This window comes from Methanoregula sp. (assembly GCF_049510175.1).
Lineage (GTDB): Archaea > Halobacteriota > Methanomicrobia > Methanomicrobiales > Methanospirillaceae > Methanoregula.
Window position 1 is genome coordinate 39553 of the sequence record NZ_JBEKZF010000007.1, and the last position, 15184, is coordinate 54736.

Here is a 15184-nt window from a genome sequence, read left to right on the forward strand (position 1 = left end):
TGGAGCATGTAACTCCGGGGTTAAATCGACAAACCCCGCGGATGAGCCTATGGGGAGGAAATATAAACCGTCATGCCCTTATCTTCCCATAACCAATAGGTCAGGCATTATAACCCATGGTGGAGCGCTATGGATCCCGCGGATAAATCTCCTACGATAATTGTACACGAAGAGTCCGATTCCTTGGAGGAACTGTCGGAATACCTGGACGTGCTCTCGAGCAGTGCACGGCTCAGGATACTAAAATTCCTGGAGAAAAAACCCCGCGATGCGCGGGCGATCTCAAAGGAGATCGAGACCAGCTACGAAAACACGAAAAAACATCTCGACAAGCTCCTGAGTATCGGTGTCATAAAAAAAGAGGCAGGGCTTGGTGCCCCTACGTCAAAGGGTATTCACCCGGTCTGGGAATACTCCCTTGTCCCGGGCGGCCTTGAAGCGATCATCAGGAACCTCGGGCTCTTCTCCAACACGCGGGTACAGGTTGTCGGCAGTGAGATCTCACGCCGCCTTGATGAAGTGAAAGGGACCCTGTCAAAAGAAGTGCTGGGCAATATCCCCGCTGCGATCGCTCTTGGCGGCCCGGATGACGGAAAAGTGTTCCTGCTGAAACATGACATGATCAACATCGGCAGGAATGACCCGGAGAATTCCGCCTCATTCCGGCCGGAGGCAGATGTGGTGCTGTCGGACGGTTATACGGCAGTGACCCGGGTCTCCCGCCCGCACGGGAAATTTATCCGTGAGAAGGGGACATGGTATATCGAGGATTCCGGAAGTACCGGGGGAACACAGCTGAACAACCGCAAACTGGAGAAAAATGACCGGACTCCTGTGCAGGACGGGGACTTAATCGAACTCGCGAAAGGAATATCCGGTGTGAAACTCCTGATGATCCTTCCCAGGAAGTCCTGAGATGAGCCGGTCCTTTTGATGAATAATCGCACATGCATATCAATCATCCTCACCTCGCGGATCGTACAAGAAACCCACAAGGATATCCCATGATCCCGCTGCACCGCAGTTTATGTGTTCTGGCCCTGTTCGCGCTTGCCTTCACCATCCTCTGCCTGCCGGTTTCGGCTGCTGATCACATCGTTGCCCCGTCCGGTGCTGAGTTCACCAGCATCAAGGATGCCGTTGACTGGTCGAGCGGCGGTGATACCATCCGTGTTGAGTCCGGGACCTACGTAGAGAATATCAAACTTGACAAAAAACTGATACTTATCGGTGTGGATAGCGGTGGGGGGGCACCGGTTATAACACCCGGCAAGAGCGGAGATGTCGTGGAGATCCTTGCTGACGGGTGTTCTATCCAGGGTTTTACCATCCAGAACAGCGGAACCGGAAGCGGGATTCGAATTACCTCGGGCAGTAATTCCATACGTCATAATACGCTGAAGAACAATGCGGAAGGGATTGCCCTAGTCTCGGCAGATAAGAACACCGTGATCAACAATGAGATCACGGGGAACAACCGCGCCGGTATCGTCCTTGAATCGGCAAGCGGCAACCTGATCGATGAGAACAACCTCCATGATAATTACGTCGGGATCTCGCTGGATGAGAGTTCTCGTACCAACACGATCACCCGCAATATCTTCTCTAACACGCAGAACGTGCTCTCCAGGAGCCCCGGTTCCACGTGGAGCACCGCGTCCACGTTCAGTTACACGTATCTTGGCCAGAGCGAACAGAGTCGCATGGGCAATTACTGGAATGATTACCGGGGCAGGGACAAGAATGGTGACGGGATCGGGGACACGCCGTACATTACAACGATCGGTACAGGGGGAACCGGTGATGGTACAAACCCGTATAGCAGTGATGCGTACCCCCTGATGGACCCGCTGGAGTACTACACCGGGATGGGGACGGTCACTGCCGGGGGTACGGGCGGGCCGATCACCCTCACGACGTCCGCAGCACCACTCCCGGTAAGCCAGCTGCCAGCGAAAATCCCGACGGCAGCTACAGTTCTTCCCTCCACATCCGCTCCCGCATCACGGACCTGGCAGAACATCCCCCTGACGGCCGTTGTTCTTATTATTATCGGCCTCGTCCTGGCCGGTATCGGCGGGTATTTCTTCCTCTCACGGAAACAGGCCGGGCAGCCGCTCCCCTCCCCGGTGCCAGCGGTCACCCAGGTGGCATCCGTCCTGCGGACCGCGGTCGAACGGACCCGGGCTCTCGTTACCATGCCGGCAGCAAAGACCGTGACGGGATCTGAGGCAACCATGACCGGCCCCCAGCCGGCGGCGACCGATCAGAAGAATTACTTCCCCCGGGAACTCGAGAACAAATATACCGACATCACGTTTGTCGGGAGAGGGGGCATTGCATGGGTGTTCTCGGCGATCCGCAAAACAGATGGGATCAAGGTAGCAGTGAAGATACCCATCAGCTTCGATGAAGTGACCGGCAAATGTTTCCTTAATGAGATTGCCGCATGGGAGACCCTGCGCCATCCCAATATTGTCGAGGTATCAGCGGTCAACATCCTGCCGGTTCCCTACGTTGAGATGGAGTTTGTTCCCAGCTCGCTCGAGGAGATCGCAAAACCGATGCCGGTGTGGAAGGCAGTCCACCTCATCACAGGTGTTTCGGACAGTCTCCAGTACGCCCACGAACACGGGTTCATCCACCGGGATATCAAGCCCCACAATATCTTGCTGACAAAAGACTTCGTGCCCAAGATCACTGACTGGGGCATGAGCAAGGTGCTCGCTGCCGATGTAAAAAAATCGAGTGTTGCGGGTTTTTCCCTCTCTTATGCCGCGCCGGAGCAGGTCTCCCCCTCCGAGTTCGGGAGGACGGACGAGCGGACCGATCTCTACCAGCTCGGCGTGGTCTTCTACGAGCTGGTCACCGGTTCCATTCCGTTCGGTGGCGAGAGTATCGTGGAAGTGGGCAATGCGATCCTACGGGAAGAACCTATACCTCCCTCGGAATATAACCCTGATGCAGAGGCGGTGGAGAAGATCATCTTAAAGTGCATGGAGAAGGACCCGGCACAGCGCTACCAGTCTGCATCTGCACTCCACGACGCCCTCCAAGGATATCTCGATGAGGACGATGAATGAGCTTTCCGTGGGAGGTCTGATCCCGTGACCGGCGGGGAGAAGACGTACGAGCCCGCAACCTGCCGGCACTGCGATGGTGAAGGCTGCCTGTACTGCAACAAGACCGGCATGGTCCTCGTCACCGCCCCCAAACGACTCTGCCGGCACTGCGAGGGCGTGGGGTGCATCTACTGCGGGTTCACCGGCTGGACGGAGCCAAAAGGAAAATACGATTAAAACCTGTTTTATTCAGCGGAACTTCCCCACGACCCTGCGCGGGATCACGCACTCCTCGTAGCGTTTCGCGAAGTAGCGGTCGGTCATCCCGGCGATGAAGTCCCGGACCAGTTCCGACGGGGTTGCGGATTCAAGGTAGTGCGCGCTCGTCCACCCTGAATCGATGAAGTCCGTGTAGATCTTTGTAGCAGTGTCCTTCTTGCTGAGAGATTCAAGACAGGAGCCAAAGAGGGTCGCATACATCCGTTCGATCTTCCCGCGCTCCGACGTCAGGGTCGGGTTGTCGTAGATGTGTTCCCGCGAGAAGGTGCGCAGGCCGATCAGTGCAGATTCCACATCACGGCTATAGGAGATGAACCCCGCCTCTTCCGTATCGCTGTTCTCGAGCAGATCGTAGATCAGGGTGTTGATGATCTCGCGGTTCGTGCCGCCGAGTACCTCCCGGGAGTTCTCCGGGATCTGCGTTGCGTCGTCGATAAGCCCGACATCCCGGGCGTCCTGCAGGTCCCTGCCGATGTAAGCGATAGTATCGGCGAACTTGACCACGCACCCTTCGAGCGTCATCGGTGACCGTGAGCGCTTTCCATCGGCATTGTCCTGCACCTTCTTGTCAAACGCTGCCCAGCTGGCACATGGTTCAGCAGCAATCCGTACATCGTCAGCTTCTCCGTTATGGCAGAGGATTCCATCGAGCACCTGCAAGGTCAGGTCGCAGTCCTCGATCTGGTCGAGGAACCGGACGCTCTGCACATTGTGGAAAAATTTCCCGATCCCATACTGCTCGCAGAGCGCTGAGAGGCAGGTCTCGCCAAAATGGCCGTACGGGATGTGGCCGATGTCATGTCCGAGGGCGATCGCCTCGATCAGATCCTCGTTGAGCCGGAGGCACCGCCCGATCGTCCGGGCGATCTTCGAGACGAGCTGGACGTGGATGACACGGTGGGTGATATGGTCGTTCTCCACAAGATAAAAGACCTGCGTCTTATCGATGTACCGCGTATAGGCACGGGTATGAATGATCCGGTCGGCATCGCGGGAATAGGGCGTCCGGATGTCCTCCGGTACCCTCTTGTGCCTCCGCACGGCATCGGCACTGGTCGTGGCCAGCGGGGAGAGGAGTGCCTCGCGTTTCCCGGCCAGGGCGCTTATGGCAGATGCGAGACGCGGATCACGCGCCCGTGTACGAGCCGGCTTCTTCATGGCAGGTCATTTTGTACAGGAAGATGTTAAGCGTGACGAAACCGGATGAAGCCTGCATTTTTCTGGATGGAACAAGAATCGAGGGATCATCACAGAACCAGATGCCACCTAACGCCCGTATGTGACATACGTCTCGCCGTACTGGACCACGTGGCCCTGCAGGGCAGCAACGAACTGGTTTTTCGTTGCACCGGCCTTCAGCGGGAGTTCGGTATCCAGCCCATAGACTTTGAAGAAGTAGCGGTGCGTCTGGCCTTTCGGCGGACAGGGGCCGGCATACCCGATCGTCCCGAAACTGTTGGTCCCCTGCACTGCTTTGATGGGGAAGGTCACTTCTGGCGTCTTTGGGATCCGCTCGGGAATCATCTTCACCAGCTCCATGTTCCACGCGATCCAATGGATGAATCCTCCGCCGCCGGGAGCGTCCGGATCGTTGACCATGATCGCCAGGCATTTCGATTTTTTTGTATTTACGCCGCCGACATCGATCTCCGGCGACCGGTCCTCACCGTCACACGTGTAGTCGCCCGGGAGAACCGTAACGGAAATTTTTACCTTGAGGTCTTCCATGATACTAACTCCTGTACCTGCATGAAGGGGCAGGTCTCCCATAAATGTGATGATCAAGACATTCCCCTTACGTAACAGCTTCTCCAGAGCTGCCCGTGATCTTCGGCGATATGTTCAGCCCATTACGGGTATGGGCAGGAGGGAACTCCAGAAAGTCAAGGCTGACTTCAAGATTCTCCTTAAAAGTCTCCGTCTGCTTGAGGGTTAATGTGCCGGGTGCTTATTGTAGGTACTGCCCGGCTCCTTATGTTCCGGATGGACTTTCCGCAGACAGATCGCAACCGTCTCCCCGAACTGGAGGACGTGCCCTTTCATCGCGGCGACGAGGGCATGTTTGTCCGAACCTGGCGGGAGGTTGAGCATGGCATCCAGCCCGTATACTTTGAACTGGTACCGGATCATCTCCCCGGGTGGCGGGCATGGCCCGGTATACCCGATCGTCCCGTAGTCCGTAATGCCCTGGACCGCCGGCACCGGCACCGTGACGGTGCCTTTGCAGGGGATGCCGGCGGGAATAATGGGAAGAGGAGGGAGGTTCCAGCAGATCCACGGGGTGAAGGAACAGCAGGATTTCTCGAACGGGTTGAAGACCATCACCGCGACTGACGTTGCCTCAAGGCCCTTGAGCAGGATACGGGGCGAAAGGTTTTCGCCATCACAAGTATGGGTTGGTGGGAATTCGAGGAAGTCGAGCGAGATGACAAGGGGCACCATACCTGTGACTTTGTGCGTGAGACGTTTGAAGCTTGCCTCCCTATCCTTCGGTTACCATTTTAATACCGGACACGAGATCCATCAGTACATGGGTATGACACATGAACCCCACGGTCCCGCGGAACTGAAACCCATTGGGGTAATCCGTTCGCCGTACCTCCAGCGCAGGGATGCACCCCGGCAGGGGCGGTTCTCGGATATGGAATTCACGATCGAGGTCTATCCGGCCTATGCGGAGGGCTGCAGGACGTGGAACTGCACCCGCACTTTATCGTCCTTTACTGGCTCGACCGTTCCGACCGGGACACCCTCAGGGCAACTCCTCCAGGCACCCGCACGGAACACGGGGTCTTTGCCACCCGTTCGCCTGACCGGCCCAACCCGATCGGTTTTGCCGTGGTGGATCTCATCCACAGTGACGGCACCCGGCTCGTGGACCGGGGGCTTGATGCGCTGGACGGAACGCCCCTCTTAGACCTCAAGCCCTTCTCTGCGGGAACGGATTGCGTCAAGGAATGATGCGGTGTTTTTCCTGGCCTGCACAGATCTCCCATCTTTATTGTCTTCCGCGCACAACTGGTAGGATTGCATACTGATCACAGGAGTCAATTCATGGCAAAGAAAAATGTCCCGAAGAACACCCAGATGAAACCGGCAGACGAGGAGTGCGAGAAGGAGTGTTCCAGCTGCCCGACCGCGAGCACTTGTGCCTCGGCAAAAGGCGGTGTCGCCGGCCTCCCCCCCAAGGCAGACCTCGACGTCAAGCATGTGATCATAGTCCTCTCCGGCAAAGGCGGCGTCGGCAAGTCGACCGTTTCGGTCAACCTCGCTTATGCCCTCTCGAACCATGGCAAGAAGGTCGGGCTCCTCGACCTCGACATGCACGGTCCCAACATCCCCAAGATGCTCGGGATCGAGGAACACAAGCTGGCTATGATGGACAACAAGATCGAGCCCGTCCATGTCACCGGCATGCTTTCTGTCATGTCGATGGCTTTCCTGCTGCCCGACACGAGCACGCCGGTCATCTGGCGCGGCCCGATGAAGATGGCGGCGATCCAGCAGTTCCTCTCCGAAGTCAACTGGGGCCCGCTGGACTACCTCGTCGTTGACCTCCCGCCGGGGACTGGTGATGAGGCCCTCACGATCGCCCAGCTCGCGCCCAATGTCCGCGGTGCGGTCATCGTCACCACCCCGCAGGATGTTGCGACTCTCGATGCGAGAAAGTCCGCGAAGTTCATCGAGAAGCTCGGCCTGCCGGTCATCGGCGTCATCGAGAATATGAGCGGCATGCTCTGCCCTCACTGCGGCGTGGAGATCGACCTCTTCGGCAAGGGCGGCGGCAAGAAGATCGCAGAAGAGCTCAATATCCCCTTCCTCGGTGCCATCCCGATCGATATCGAGATGCGCAAGGCCGGCGACGAGGGCCGCCCGTTCATCATCCGCCGGGGCGACAGCCCCACATGGAAGAGCGTTGACGCAGTCATGGAATCGCTCATCAAGGTCGTTGAGGGATAAGTGATGGACTACCAGCGGATTCTTGCCGGAAAGGAAAAATCCCTTCCGATCTACAAGGGGATTGTCGCGGCCCTTGAGCACCCGCTATCGTTTCCCGATCTGCTGGAGCCGATTTACCGGGAGGCGATGAACCTTGACGACGAGACGCTCGACCGGTTCCGGTTCTCTCTGATGCGCCTCCAGCTCTATGCTGATATCCACCGCAACGAAGATCTCGAGCAGGCGATGCACATCAAGTACGTGGCGCAGGTGCTCGAGAAAGTTATCTTCGGCTCGCTCATCATGGAGCCTGCCGAACCTGCAGCGGACTAACATTTTTCCTTCAACCGCTACGTTTTTATCGGAGTAAACATGCACTGGTGATACCCTTATGTGCAGACCCGATCAATACTACGAACATTACTATACCACACAGGCCCACATCCGGTCACCGCTGAATACTATACCCCCCTTACACATGGAGTAATAATGACATCACGCATGCAGTCCCCGCACACGACCTGTCCGGGGTGCCAGGAAGAGGTCTTTCTCGACGAGCTAGTGGGCGGCAAATGCCCCTTATGCGGCTGCACGCTCGAGGACTTCGAGGAGTCGTTCGGGGAGTATGAGGGGATCCTCGACCGCTCCGACCTCTCGTGGCTCATATTCAACTACTTCCTCTTCAAGAAGTTCGTTGACCTCGGCGTTCCACCCCACCAGATCATGGAGTTCGTTGCCACCTACGAGCAGAATATGGAGAAACCTCCCGAAGAGTGGAACAAGACCGGGTTCTCCCTTGAAATTCCGATGAAGGCCTGGGACCGCATCCTGCCAAAGTACTGCGCGAAGTGCCACCACTGGTTCCTCCGTGGCGGCAGGAAGCATATCAAGGGTGATATGCGGAAGACCGCGCTCGCGGTCGAGTATGTCTGCGACCGGTGCTGAATCATCCTTTTTTTAGTGCCGGTACTCCAGCGCCGTCACGTTCCCGGTCTGGATATCAACCCAGCCGACACCCTCCGGGAGCGTGGGGTCGGCCCGGATCACGACATCGTCAAAGGTCACTTTCCACTCCAGCGGGACGCTGCCGGGCCGCTGGCTGGCACCGGGTACGTGCTGGTTGTTCCAGCGGATCTCTGCTGAATGGATGCGGACGCTCTCCACAGAGTCCGGGTACAGATTCTTAGCCGCCTGCATCACGGCAAAGGTGGCATCCCGCTGTACGACTGCCTGTTCAAGGGTCTGGGAGAACGCGAAGTCCGGTGTAGTCCAGAGTTTGTCATACCCGATCACGTCACCGGTCACCGAATCCACGGAGACCTCGATTCCGTCTTTATCCACCGGGTAATCGAGGAACATGCGTTCCCATGCGAAGACGTACCGGCCCGCTGCGGGGACCGAGGGTGTTCCCCATGCTTCGTAGCGGGCAGAGGTCTGGTTGAGCGGGAGCGCTCCACCATTGTGGTCACTGATGTAGTGGCTGGCGATATTCTCTGCTTTGTCCTGGGTGATGACCGGGTCCGCCTGGCGGCCGTCAGAGGGGATATTGCGGATGAACGAGACGAGATCGCCGCTCGTTGCATCAACGCTGCCGGAAACATGGGTCATGTTTCCGGATGCGAGGATGAACATCCAAACCCCTCCCTTATCGCGACTGTCGTAGTACCAGAGTTTTACGTTGTCTGCACTCACGTCCGGGAAGGAGGAGGTGGCGATTTCTTTTGCTTTGTCAGCCGTCACTGCGGCAGTTTCCTGGCCGGTGGCGTAGGGTTTGCCAGTGATCGCATCGATGAAGACCATGGACTCCGGTGTGCCTACCGGGCTGATGGCCGGTTTTATCTCAAACCCGAAGAGGCTGCGGGAAATACCTGCCGAATAGTTCACGCTGCGGATCGCGTAGTCCTCCTCCGGGTAATAGTCCCTGAGTGCAGCGACTGCACCAGCAAGCGAGAGCGAACCCCCGGTGGCCGTGACCGGGACCCCGGGAGCGATGGTATACTCCATTGCAGGGGCCGGATTGACGGATGGGAGTGATATAGTTGTGTCGTAAGGAAGGGGGGTGGTGACTGAGGCCGGTGTTGCGGTGGGTGCAGCGGATACAGCTGGCGTGGGCGTGACCGGAGGTGGTGCCTGTGGACCATTACTGAGGAATCCGGCAAGAAGAACGAGAATGACAATAATGGTAGCGATAATGATGCCCGCGAAAAGAAGCTTCTTTACCCTTCGGCGCTGCTGTTTCTCCCGCACCTTCTGCTTATACCGTTCAGGCAGGTATGGTCCGTTGAATTCGTCGTCCATTGCCACTGCCGCGTCACCAGATATAGTATCGTTGTCCTGCATCAGGTAAAAAAGGCCGGGGTCAGGGTAGTCTGTGCGAAACGGGAAAAACGGCGGATGAGACCGGGGTGCGGGACCGGTATCCGGTATCGCCCGGGAACAGGACTGCAGGTAGGGGTCAGTTTTTCTTCTCTTTTTTTGTCTCTTTCCTGCTGCATTTCCTTAAAACCACGAACCAGACCACGAGGCTGACAATGACCACCGCAAAACACATGACGAGTAACCGTGGGTCGATGGAAAAGCCGATGATGCTCGGCCCAAAGGCCATGTATCTCGGGCCGGGCAGTGTCTCCGCGGTCACTTCCGCCCTGAAGATCGTGATCGGTGTCGGGGTCACCGCAAAGTCCTCCATCATCTCTGCATCGGTGAACGAGTGGTTAGTGACATTGAGATCCGGCCCGGGCGTTTTCATTACCATGAGAGGGTCCGAGCCTGCGGCAATGACCTCGGTGACAGTGATAGAACCGACCAGCAGAAGGAAGATAAAAGCCCACCCGGCAGAATGTGCCCTCCACGTATTTGTTGCCATAAAACTCCCGCAGAAGTTTTGGAAAGGGGCGTGAACAGGTTTGTGGTCGGGAGGGTGGAGAGGGACCGGGAAAAGGAACCGGAACGGTAACAGGGAGTTATGGTTTCGCGGATCCGGGAGACTCCTGCCGGGTTACCATTCGACACGAAAGCCCCGGTACTCTGCTGTGGCCTGACCTGGCGTGATGGTGATTTCCTCAACCCGGATCACCGGATCGCCCTGTGCATGGGCGAGCCGGATGAAATCCGCAAGCGATGCCGGGGAGCACTCGGCCACTATCTCCATGGTACCGTCTGGCAGGTTCTTCACGTACCCGTGCACGCCGGTCGCATGGGCGCATTCTTCAACGAAGTACCGGTATCCCACACCCTGCACCCGTCCCCGGGCAATGGCCGTGATCCGCTCCATAGAGTATTTTTGAGGAAACCGCCCACCATAAACCTTGGCAAATAGTCGTGAACGGCATCGCAGGAAAAGGGGATAACCATCACAGGACATCGAGCGCCCTGATACTCTTCATAACCCCGTCGAGCGTCTTCACTTCGATGACTGCGGTCGCGTGCTCTCTTCTCATCGCTGCCATCACCGCAGGAAAACTGATATCTCCTTCACCCACGGCACTGTGGGTATCCCGTTTCCCGTTATTGTCGTGGATGTGCATGTGGCTGATCTTCGTTTCGAGGAATCCCGGCAGGCACTGGTTGAGATTTGCATGCCCGACATCGAGGGTGAACCGGGTGCCTTCGATGATCGAGAGGTCTTCCGGGGTCCGGAGGTTGAAGAAGTTCATGTCCCCCATGTTCTCGAACGAGAACGTGAGCGACAGCTCGTGTGCAGCATCCGTGAGCTCACCGAGAGATTTTCTGAACTGACGGTCGGCCTGCTCCCGTTCCTGTTCCCAGGCAAAATACCCCGGGTGGAGGACAACAGCAGCGCCGATCTCTGCGGCGACCGAGAAACAGTCGGTCATCACCTCGACACTTGCCCTGCGGACGGGCTCGAAGAGGCAGGCAATGTTCATCCCATGATAGGGAGCGTGGAGGACAAAGTCTGCGGAATAACTCTCGAAGAGTCCCGGGTCGGTTACGAGATGCGGCCCCTCGTCTACCACTTCGATCAGGCTGGTGAGACCAGAAAGCTGGTTCAGCGCCATGGACAGCGGCTCGTCAAGGAGACAGTAACTCGAGATGCCCAGCATGCTGAGCGGTGGCGTGGGACGGGATAAAAAGGTTGGGATTGGGGGATATCTGGGAGGCATTACTGAAATTTCCAAGTGGGCAGGGGACTTCCCCAATCTTTTGGTTTTTTCGTGAAAACTGATCCGGCCTGCATCCTGAAAGCGCTGGCACATCCGGCCATTCTGCCGGTGGGAGTGTTTTTATAAGAACCCGTTCTCACATTATCCGCAAGACATTATTGGAGATCCTGACAGTGAAGTGGCAGTCTCTTCTCTTGATCGGTATGCTGATCGGCGCGGTCCTTGCAGCAGGCTGCACGGATGAAGAAGCCACGGGCCCGGTTGCACAGCCTGCCGTTGATGTAGTGCAACCGGGGCAGGTCTTGACCCTTATCGGGGATGTGACCGGGAATAGTTTAGCCGGGGGCGCGATCGATACCCTCACCTTCAATGTCGGGCTCGTTCCGGGTGCTGCGCCGGTCGACATGGAGAAGATCACCATTTACTATGCCGATACGATCCAGACCGAAACCCTTGTCCCGGTGAGCGGCTTCCGGGGCAATCCCCCCCAAGGCGCCTGGGGAATCCTGAATGTCACAGATGAGGTCGGCCAACCCAATGACCGGCTTGAGGATAGGGAGCAGTTCACCATCCAAATCAACCCGAGGGCATACCTCCCTGCCAAACGGCTGGTCGCCATTGTCGTCAGGTCCCCGACCGGCACACCTCTGACCATACGGAGGTTCGCTCCCCCGACCATCCTCAAGGAGAACAACATTCTCCTCCCGCTGTAATGCCTGCCCCGGCAGATCTTTTTTCTTCGAAACGAAAAGCCGGGAAAAATGAGTATAGTTACGAAAAGCAACGTGAACCAGTCAGGAGTTCTTTCTGCCAATCCCGTGTGATTAAAAAAGGGATCACTTTCCTGAAGTACGGTTTTTCTGTGTCCACATCAATTGTGGTTGTGGTGGCCGAATCAGTACGATCGTCCAACGAGAGTTGCCTTGCCGGACTTCCCGCAGACGATGCACGTCCCGTCCGTGGACAAAACGTAAGGTGAACGGACTTCGGTACCGAGGATGCTCGAGTTCGCCTTCTCCTCGATTATATCGCCGCATCCCTGCTCACGGCACCAGTGGACGACAGCGACCTTGCCTTCGTTGAGCGCAGCGTTGAGGGCGTCCATCGATTCGACAGAGCAGAGGTGTGTCTTCGTGTGCTCATCGGCCTTCGCACGGATCTCGGCGGTGATCTCGCCGAACACCCGGGGGATGTCATCGCACACGGTCGCCAGTTCAAGGGAACTCTTCCCGCCCGTCCGCTTCACGGCCATCACTTTCCCCCCATCAAGATCCCTCGGGCCCAGTTCGAGCCGGAGCGGTACGCCCCGGAGTTCCCACCAGTAGTATTTCGCCCCGGGCCGCATGTCGCGGGTATCGATCTTCACCCGGAACCCTGCGACCTTGAGATCGGCCTCCAGTTTCTGTGCAGCAGCGAGTACGTCCTCGTGCCGCTTCCCGATCGTGATTGGGATGATGATCGCCTGGACCGGTGCGACGGCCGGCGGGAGGATCAGCCCCTTGTCGTCGCCATGCATACTAATGAGGGCTGCGATGCACCGCTCAGAGATCCCGTAACAGGTCTGGTTTGCCAGCTGCTGCTCCCCGTTCCGGTCTTCGTACTGGATCGAGAAGGTCTTCGAGAAGTGCGTGCCGAGATGGTGGACCGTTCCTATCTGGAGGGTCCGGCCGTTTGGCATGATCGCGTCCACCGCAATCGTGTAATCGGCGCCCGGGAACTTGTCCCAGTCGGGGCGCTTGGAGATCGTGATCGGGATGCAGAGCCCGTTGTAAAACTCTCTGGTGAGGCCAAGCTCATATTCCACCTGTGCCTCCGCCTCGTCCCAGGTCGCATGAACCGTGTGGGACTCCATGAACGAAGTGATCTCGCGGAGCCGGATCAGGGGTCGGGTCTGCTTTGTCTCGTACCGGAACGTGTTCACGATCTGGTAATATTTCATCGGCAGGTCAGCGTGCGAGCGGAGCCAGAGCGCGTACATCGGGTAGATCGCGGTCTCGCTTGTGGGCCGGAGCGCGAGTTTCACATCGAGCGGGGTCTTACCCCCGTGGGTTACCCAGTAGACCTCGTCCTCGAAGCCTTTGATATGCTCGGCCTCCTTCATGAATTCCTGCTCGGGAATCAGGAGCGGAAAGAGCGTCTCTTGGTGGTCGCGGTCGAGGAGCTCGCGGAGCCGGTTGTACACGAATTTGCGGATCGCAAACCCGTACGGGTACCAGACATAGAGCCCTTTGACCGGGTAGCGGACATCCATGATCTCGGCCCGCCAGAGGAGATCGTTAAACCATCCGGAAAAGTCCTGCTTTGGCGGCAAGGCGCCCGCATCATCGTCCATGTCCTCCAACCTTCTAAGCTACTAGATGTATGACAACAGGCGTAATAAAAGCCTCGACAGATGCGGCGATGGCAACCAGTGGGATGACGTAGAGGATGAAGAGGCGGGCGTAGTGCTTTGCCTCAGGCGCCGTGTCACCGGCGCCATACCATTCCGCGATCAGGGACTGGGCGAGCATGATTCCGAGGGCCCCCGAGATGATGAAGGCCGGGATTTCGAAAACCCCGTGCGGGAGGATCGCGGCAGCGACAAAGAGGGCCGAGTGATCCTTGCTGACGAGTTCCATAATCGCCCCGATCACGATCCCGTTCAGGCTCATAATGAAGATCGTGAGAATCCCAAAGGACGCACCTCCAAGGAAGAGGAAGATGCAGGCCTCGAAGTTGTTGGCAAAGAGTTTGACGCACATGTCAGCGGGATTCTCCCCGGACATCTGCCCCGCCACCTCCTTCTCGAACAGTTTCATGAGGTCCTGCCCAACCGCCGGGTTCTGCGCTGAGCCGATCCACCCGACACACATGGTAGTCATAAAGAGGAGGAAAGTGATTACCAGCGCATTTGTCAGCGGGGAATCAGACATAGAGGACCATTCGCACCATATCCCGGACACCCGGTGCGAACCCGACTACGATCATCGCGAGCAGCACGAGGTGCCAGAACGCCGGGTTCGCCTCCTTACGGTACAGCTGCATCACGTAGATGGCCGGGAAGAGGACGACAAGTTTCAAGGGAAACATCACAAACGCGGTATGGGTGAGATTGATCAGCCCTGATCCTACGACGTGCTCTTCCGTGTACTGGATTGCAGGGTGGAGGTCGATACCGAAGCTGGTGGCGCTGGCATCGAGGAGCTGGCCGAAGAGCAGGGTGATGTAAAGCGGGTCACGGATATATTCCCAGCGGCAGACATACCGCATGAACGCCCAGACGATTGCCGTGGCGGTGACGGCCATGAGGGAGATCACGGTCAGGACATAAAGGTCAACGCCATGATGGGTTGTGCTCCACGCGACGAGGACGAGCGCAGAGACAAAAACGGACATCACGCCGGCCCAGAAATAGAACGTGAGGAAATTTTTGGTGAGCCCCTGCACCGTGAGATAACGGGAGAGGAAGAGTATCCCTATTGTATAGAAAAAAAGGACGAAGTAGATCAGCGGGGTGATCAGGAGATACTTGAGGTCGCCGGTGATCATGCCGGTATCTTCAACCACCCGGAGGACGCCCCCAAGGAGAACGTACGGGAGGGTCGCAAGGATGAAGGTCGTATCGATCGAAAAGCCGATATCCGACAGCCACGTGGACTGCGAAAGCCAGCGGTAGAGGAGATACACACCGACCACGAGAATGATCGCGTAGGTAAGCGTATCTACCACATTATATGGCTGCCCGAGCCTGATGGGATCGATGTAATATTTGTAGATGAAATCACTAATCATCCATGATCA

The 15184-nt window shown here is 57.3% G+C and carries 18 protein-coding genes; 8 read left to right on the plus strand and 10 right to left on the minus strand.

Translation table 11 applies throughout. The features are described from left to right. Positions 1–129 precede the first annotated feature (129 nt). The 3 genes from ABSG49_RS09805 (at position 130) to ABSG49_RS09815 (ending at position 3299) form a co-directional block, all read left to right on the plus strand. Positions 130–915, plus strand: coding sequence for an FHA domain-containing protein (locus tag ABSG49_RS09805; RefSeq protein WP_424025948.1), 786 nt, complete (start codon positions 130–132; stop codon positions 913–915). Positions 916–1004: 89 nt separating this feature from the next. Continuing rightward, a complete protein-coding gene (locus tag ABSG49_RS09810; protein WP_424025949.1) occupies positions 1005–3083 on the plus strand; it encodes a protein kinase domain-containing protein in 2079 nt (692 codons plus the stop codon). A 24-nt stretch (positions 3084–3107) separates the two neighbouring features. Beyond that, positions 3108–3299 carry a hypothetical protein gene (locus ABSG49_RS09815; protein WP_424025950.1) on the plus strand — a complete coding sequence of 64 codons (192 nt, stop codon included), beginning with the start codon at positions 3108–3110 and terminating at the stop codon, positions 3297–3299. Between the two features lie 12 nt (positions 3300–3311). Here ABSG49_RS09815 and ABSG49_RS09820 read toward each other — a convergent pair whose 3' ends face one another. The 3 genes from ABSG49_RS09820 to ABSG49_RS09830 form a co-directional block, all read right to left on the minus strand. Then, positions 3312–4499, minus strand: a complete 1188-nt coding sequence (locus ABSG49_RS09820) for a deoxyguanosinetriphosphate triphosphohydrolase family protein (protein ID WP_424025951.1) — start codon at positions 4497–4499, stop codon at positions 3312–3314. Positions 4500–4607: 108 nt separating this feature from the next. Further along, positions 4608–5069 carry a YbhB/YbcL family Raf kinase inhibitor-like protein gene (locus tag ABSG49_RS09825; RefSeq protein WP_424025952.1) on the minus strand — a complete coding sequence of 154 codons (462 nt, stop codon included), beginning with the start codon at positions 5067–5069 and terminating at the stop codon, positions 4608–4610. 204 nt (positions 5070–5273) lie between these two features. Beyond that, positions 5274–5783, minus strand: a complete 510-nt coding sequence (locus ABSG49_RS09830; RefSeq protein ID WP_424025953.1) for a YbhB/YbcL family Raf kinase inhibitor-like protein — start codon at positions 5781–5783, stop codon at positions 5274–5276. Between the two features lie 249 nt (positions 5784–6032). Between ABSG49_RS09830 and tsaA the strand changes: the two genes are divergently transcribed. From tsaA to ABSG49_RS09850, 4 genes are all read left to right on the plus strand, one after another. Beyond that, positions 6033–6302 (plus strand): tRNA (N6-threonylcarbamoyladenosine(37)-N6)-methyltransferase TrmO, encoded by a 270-nt coding sequence (gene tsaA, locus ABSG49_RS09835; protein WP_424025954.1) that lies wholly within the window; start codon positions 6033–6035, stop codon positions 6300–6302. Between the two features lie 93 nt (positions 6303–6395). After that, positions 6396–7301, plus strand: a complete 906-nt coding sequence (locus ABSG49_RS09840) for an Mrp/NBP35 family ATP-binding protein (RefSeq protein ID WP_424025955.1) — start codon at positions 6396–6398, stop codon at positions 7299–7301. A gap of 3 nt (positions 7302–7304) precedes the next feature. Continuing rightward, complete coding sequence (locus tag ABSG49_RS09845; RefSeq protein WP_424025956.1) at positions 7305–7613, plus strand: hypothetical protein; 309 nt, start codon at positions 7305–7307, stop codon at positions 7611–7613. 156 nt (positions 7614–7769) lie between these two features. Then, positions 7770–8225 (plus strand): hypothetical protein, encoded by a 456-nt coding sequence (locus ABSG49_RS09850; protein ID WP_424025957.1) that lies wholly within the window; start codon positions 7770–7772, stop codon positions 8223–8225. A 12-nt stretch (positions 8226–8237) separates the two neighbouring features. Here the strand turns inward: ABSG49_RS09850 and ABSG49_RS09855 are convergent, their stop codons facing one another. The 4 genes from ABSG49_RS09855 to ABSG49_RS09870 all read right to left on the minus strand — a co-directional run bounded on the left by ABSG49_RS09855 (position 8238) and on the right by ABSG49_RS09870 (position 11344). Continuing rightward, positions 8238–9620, minus strand: a complete 1383-nt coding sequence (locus ABSG49_RS09855; protein ID WP_424025958.1) for a YcdB/YcdC domain-containing protein — start codon at positions 9618–9620, stop codon at positions 8238–8240. A gap of 115 nt (positions 9621–9735) precedes the next feature. Then, positions 9736–10146: a hypothetical protein gene (locus ABSG49_RS09860; protein ID WP_424025959.1), complete on the minus strand. Its 411-nt coding sequence runs from the start codon at positions 10144–10146 to the stop codon at positions 9736–9738. Between the two features lie 132 nt (positions 10147–10278). Further along, positions 10279–10554: an acylphosphatase gene (locus tag ABSG49_RS09865; RefSeq protein ID WP_424025960.1), complete on the minus strand. Its 276-nt coding sequence runs from the start codon at positions 10552–10554 to the stop codon at positions 10279–10281. A gap of 79 nt (positions 10555–10633) precedes the next feature. Then, a complete protein-coding gene (locus ABSG49_RS09870; RefSeq protein ID WP_424025961.1) occupies positions 10634–11344 on the minus strand; it encodes a sugar phosphate isomerase/epimerase family protein in 711 nt (236 codons plus the stop codon). Between the two features lie 233 nt (positions 11345–11577). On the opposite strand from ABSG49_RS09870, the gene ABSG49_RS09875 reads away from it, so the two are divergent. After that, positions 11578–12117, plus strand: a complete 540-nt coding sequence (locus ABSG49_RS09875; protein WP_424025962.1) for a hypothetical protein — start codon at positions 11578–11580, stop codon at positions 12115–12117. 182 nt (positions 12118–12299) lie between these two features. On the opposite strand, the gene proS is transcribed toward ABSG49_RS09875, so the two are convergent. Genes proS through ABSG49_RS09890 form a run of 3 tightly spaced genes read right to left on the minus strand, consistent with a single transcriptional unit; the run spans position 12300 to position 15175 of the window. Then, positions 12300–13736, minus strand: coding sequence for a proline--tRNA ligase (proS, locus tag ABSG49_RS09880; RefSeq protein ID WP_424025963.1), 1437 nt, complete (start codon positions 13734–13736; stop codon positions 12300–12302). A gap of 13 nt (positions 13737–13749) precedes the next feature. Continuing rightward, positions 13750–14316: a stage II sporulation protein M gene (locus ABSG49_RS09885; protein ID WP_424025964.1), complete on the minus strand. Its 567-nt coding sequence runs from the start codon at positions 14314–14316 to the stop codon at positions 13750–13752. Continuing rightward, positions 14309–15175, minus strand: coding sequence for a DUF63 family protein (locus ABSG49_RS09890; protein ID WP_424025965.1), 867 nt, complete (start codon positions 15173–15175; stop codon positions 14309–14311). Before ABSG49_RS09890 ends, ABSG49_RS09885 begins: the two co-directional genes overlap by 8 nt. Positions 15176–15184 lie beyond the last annotated feature (9 nt).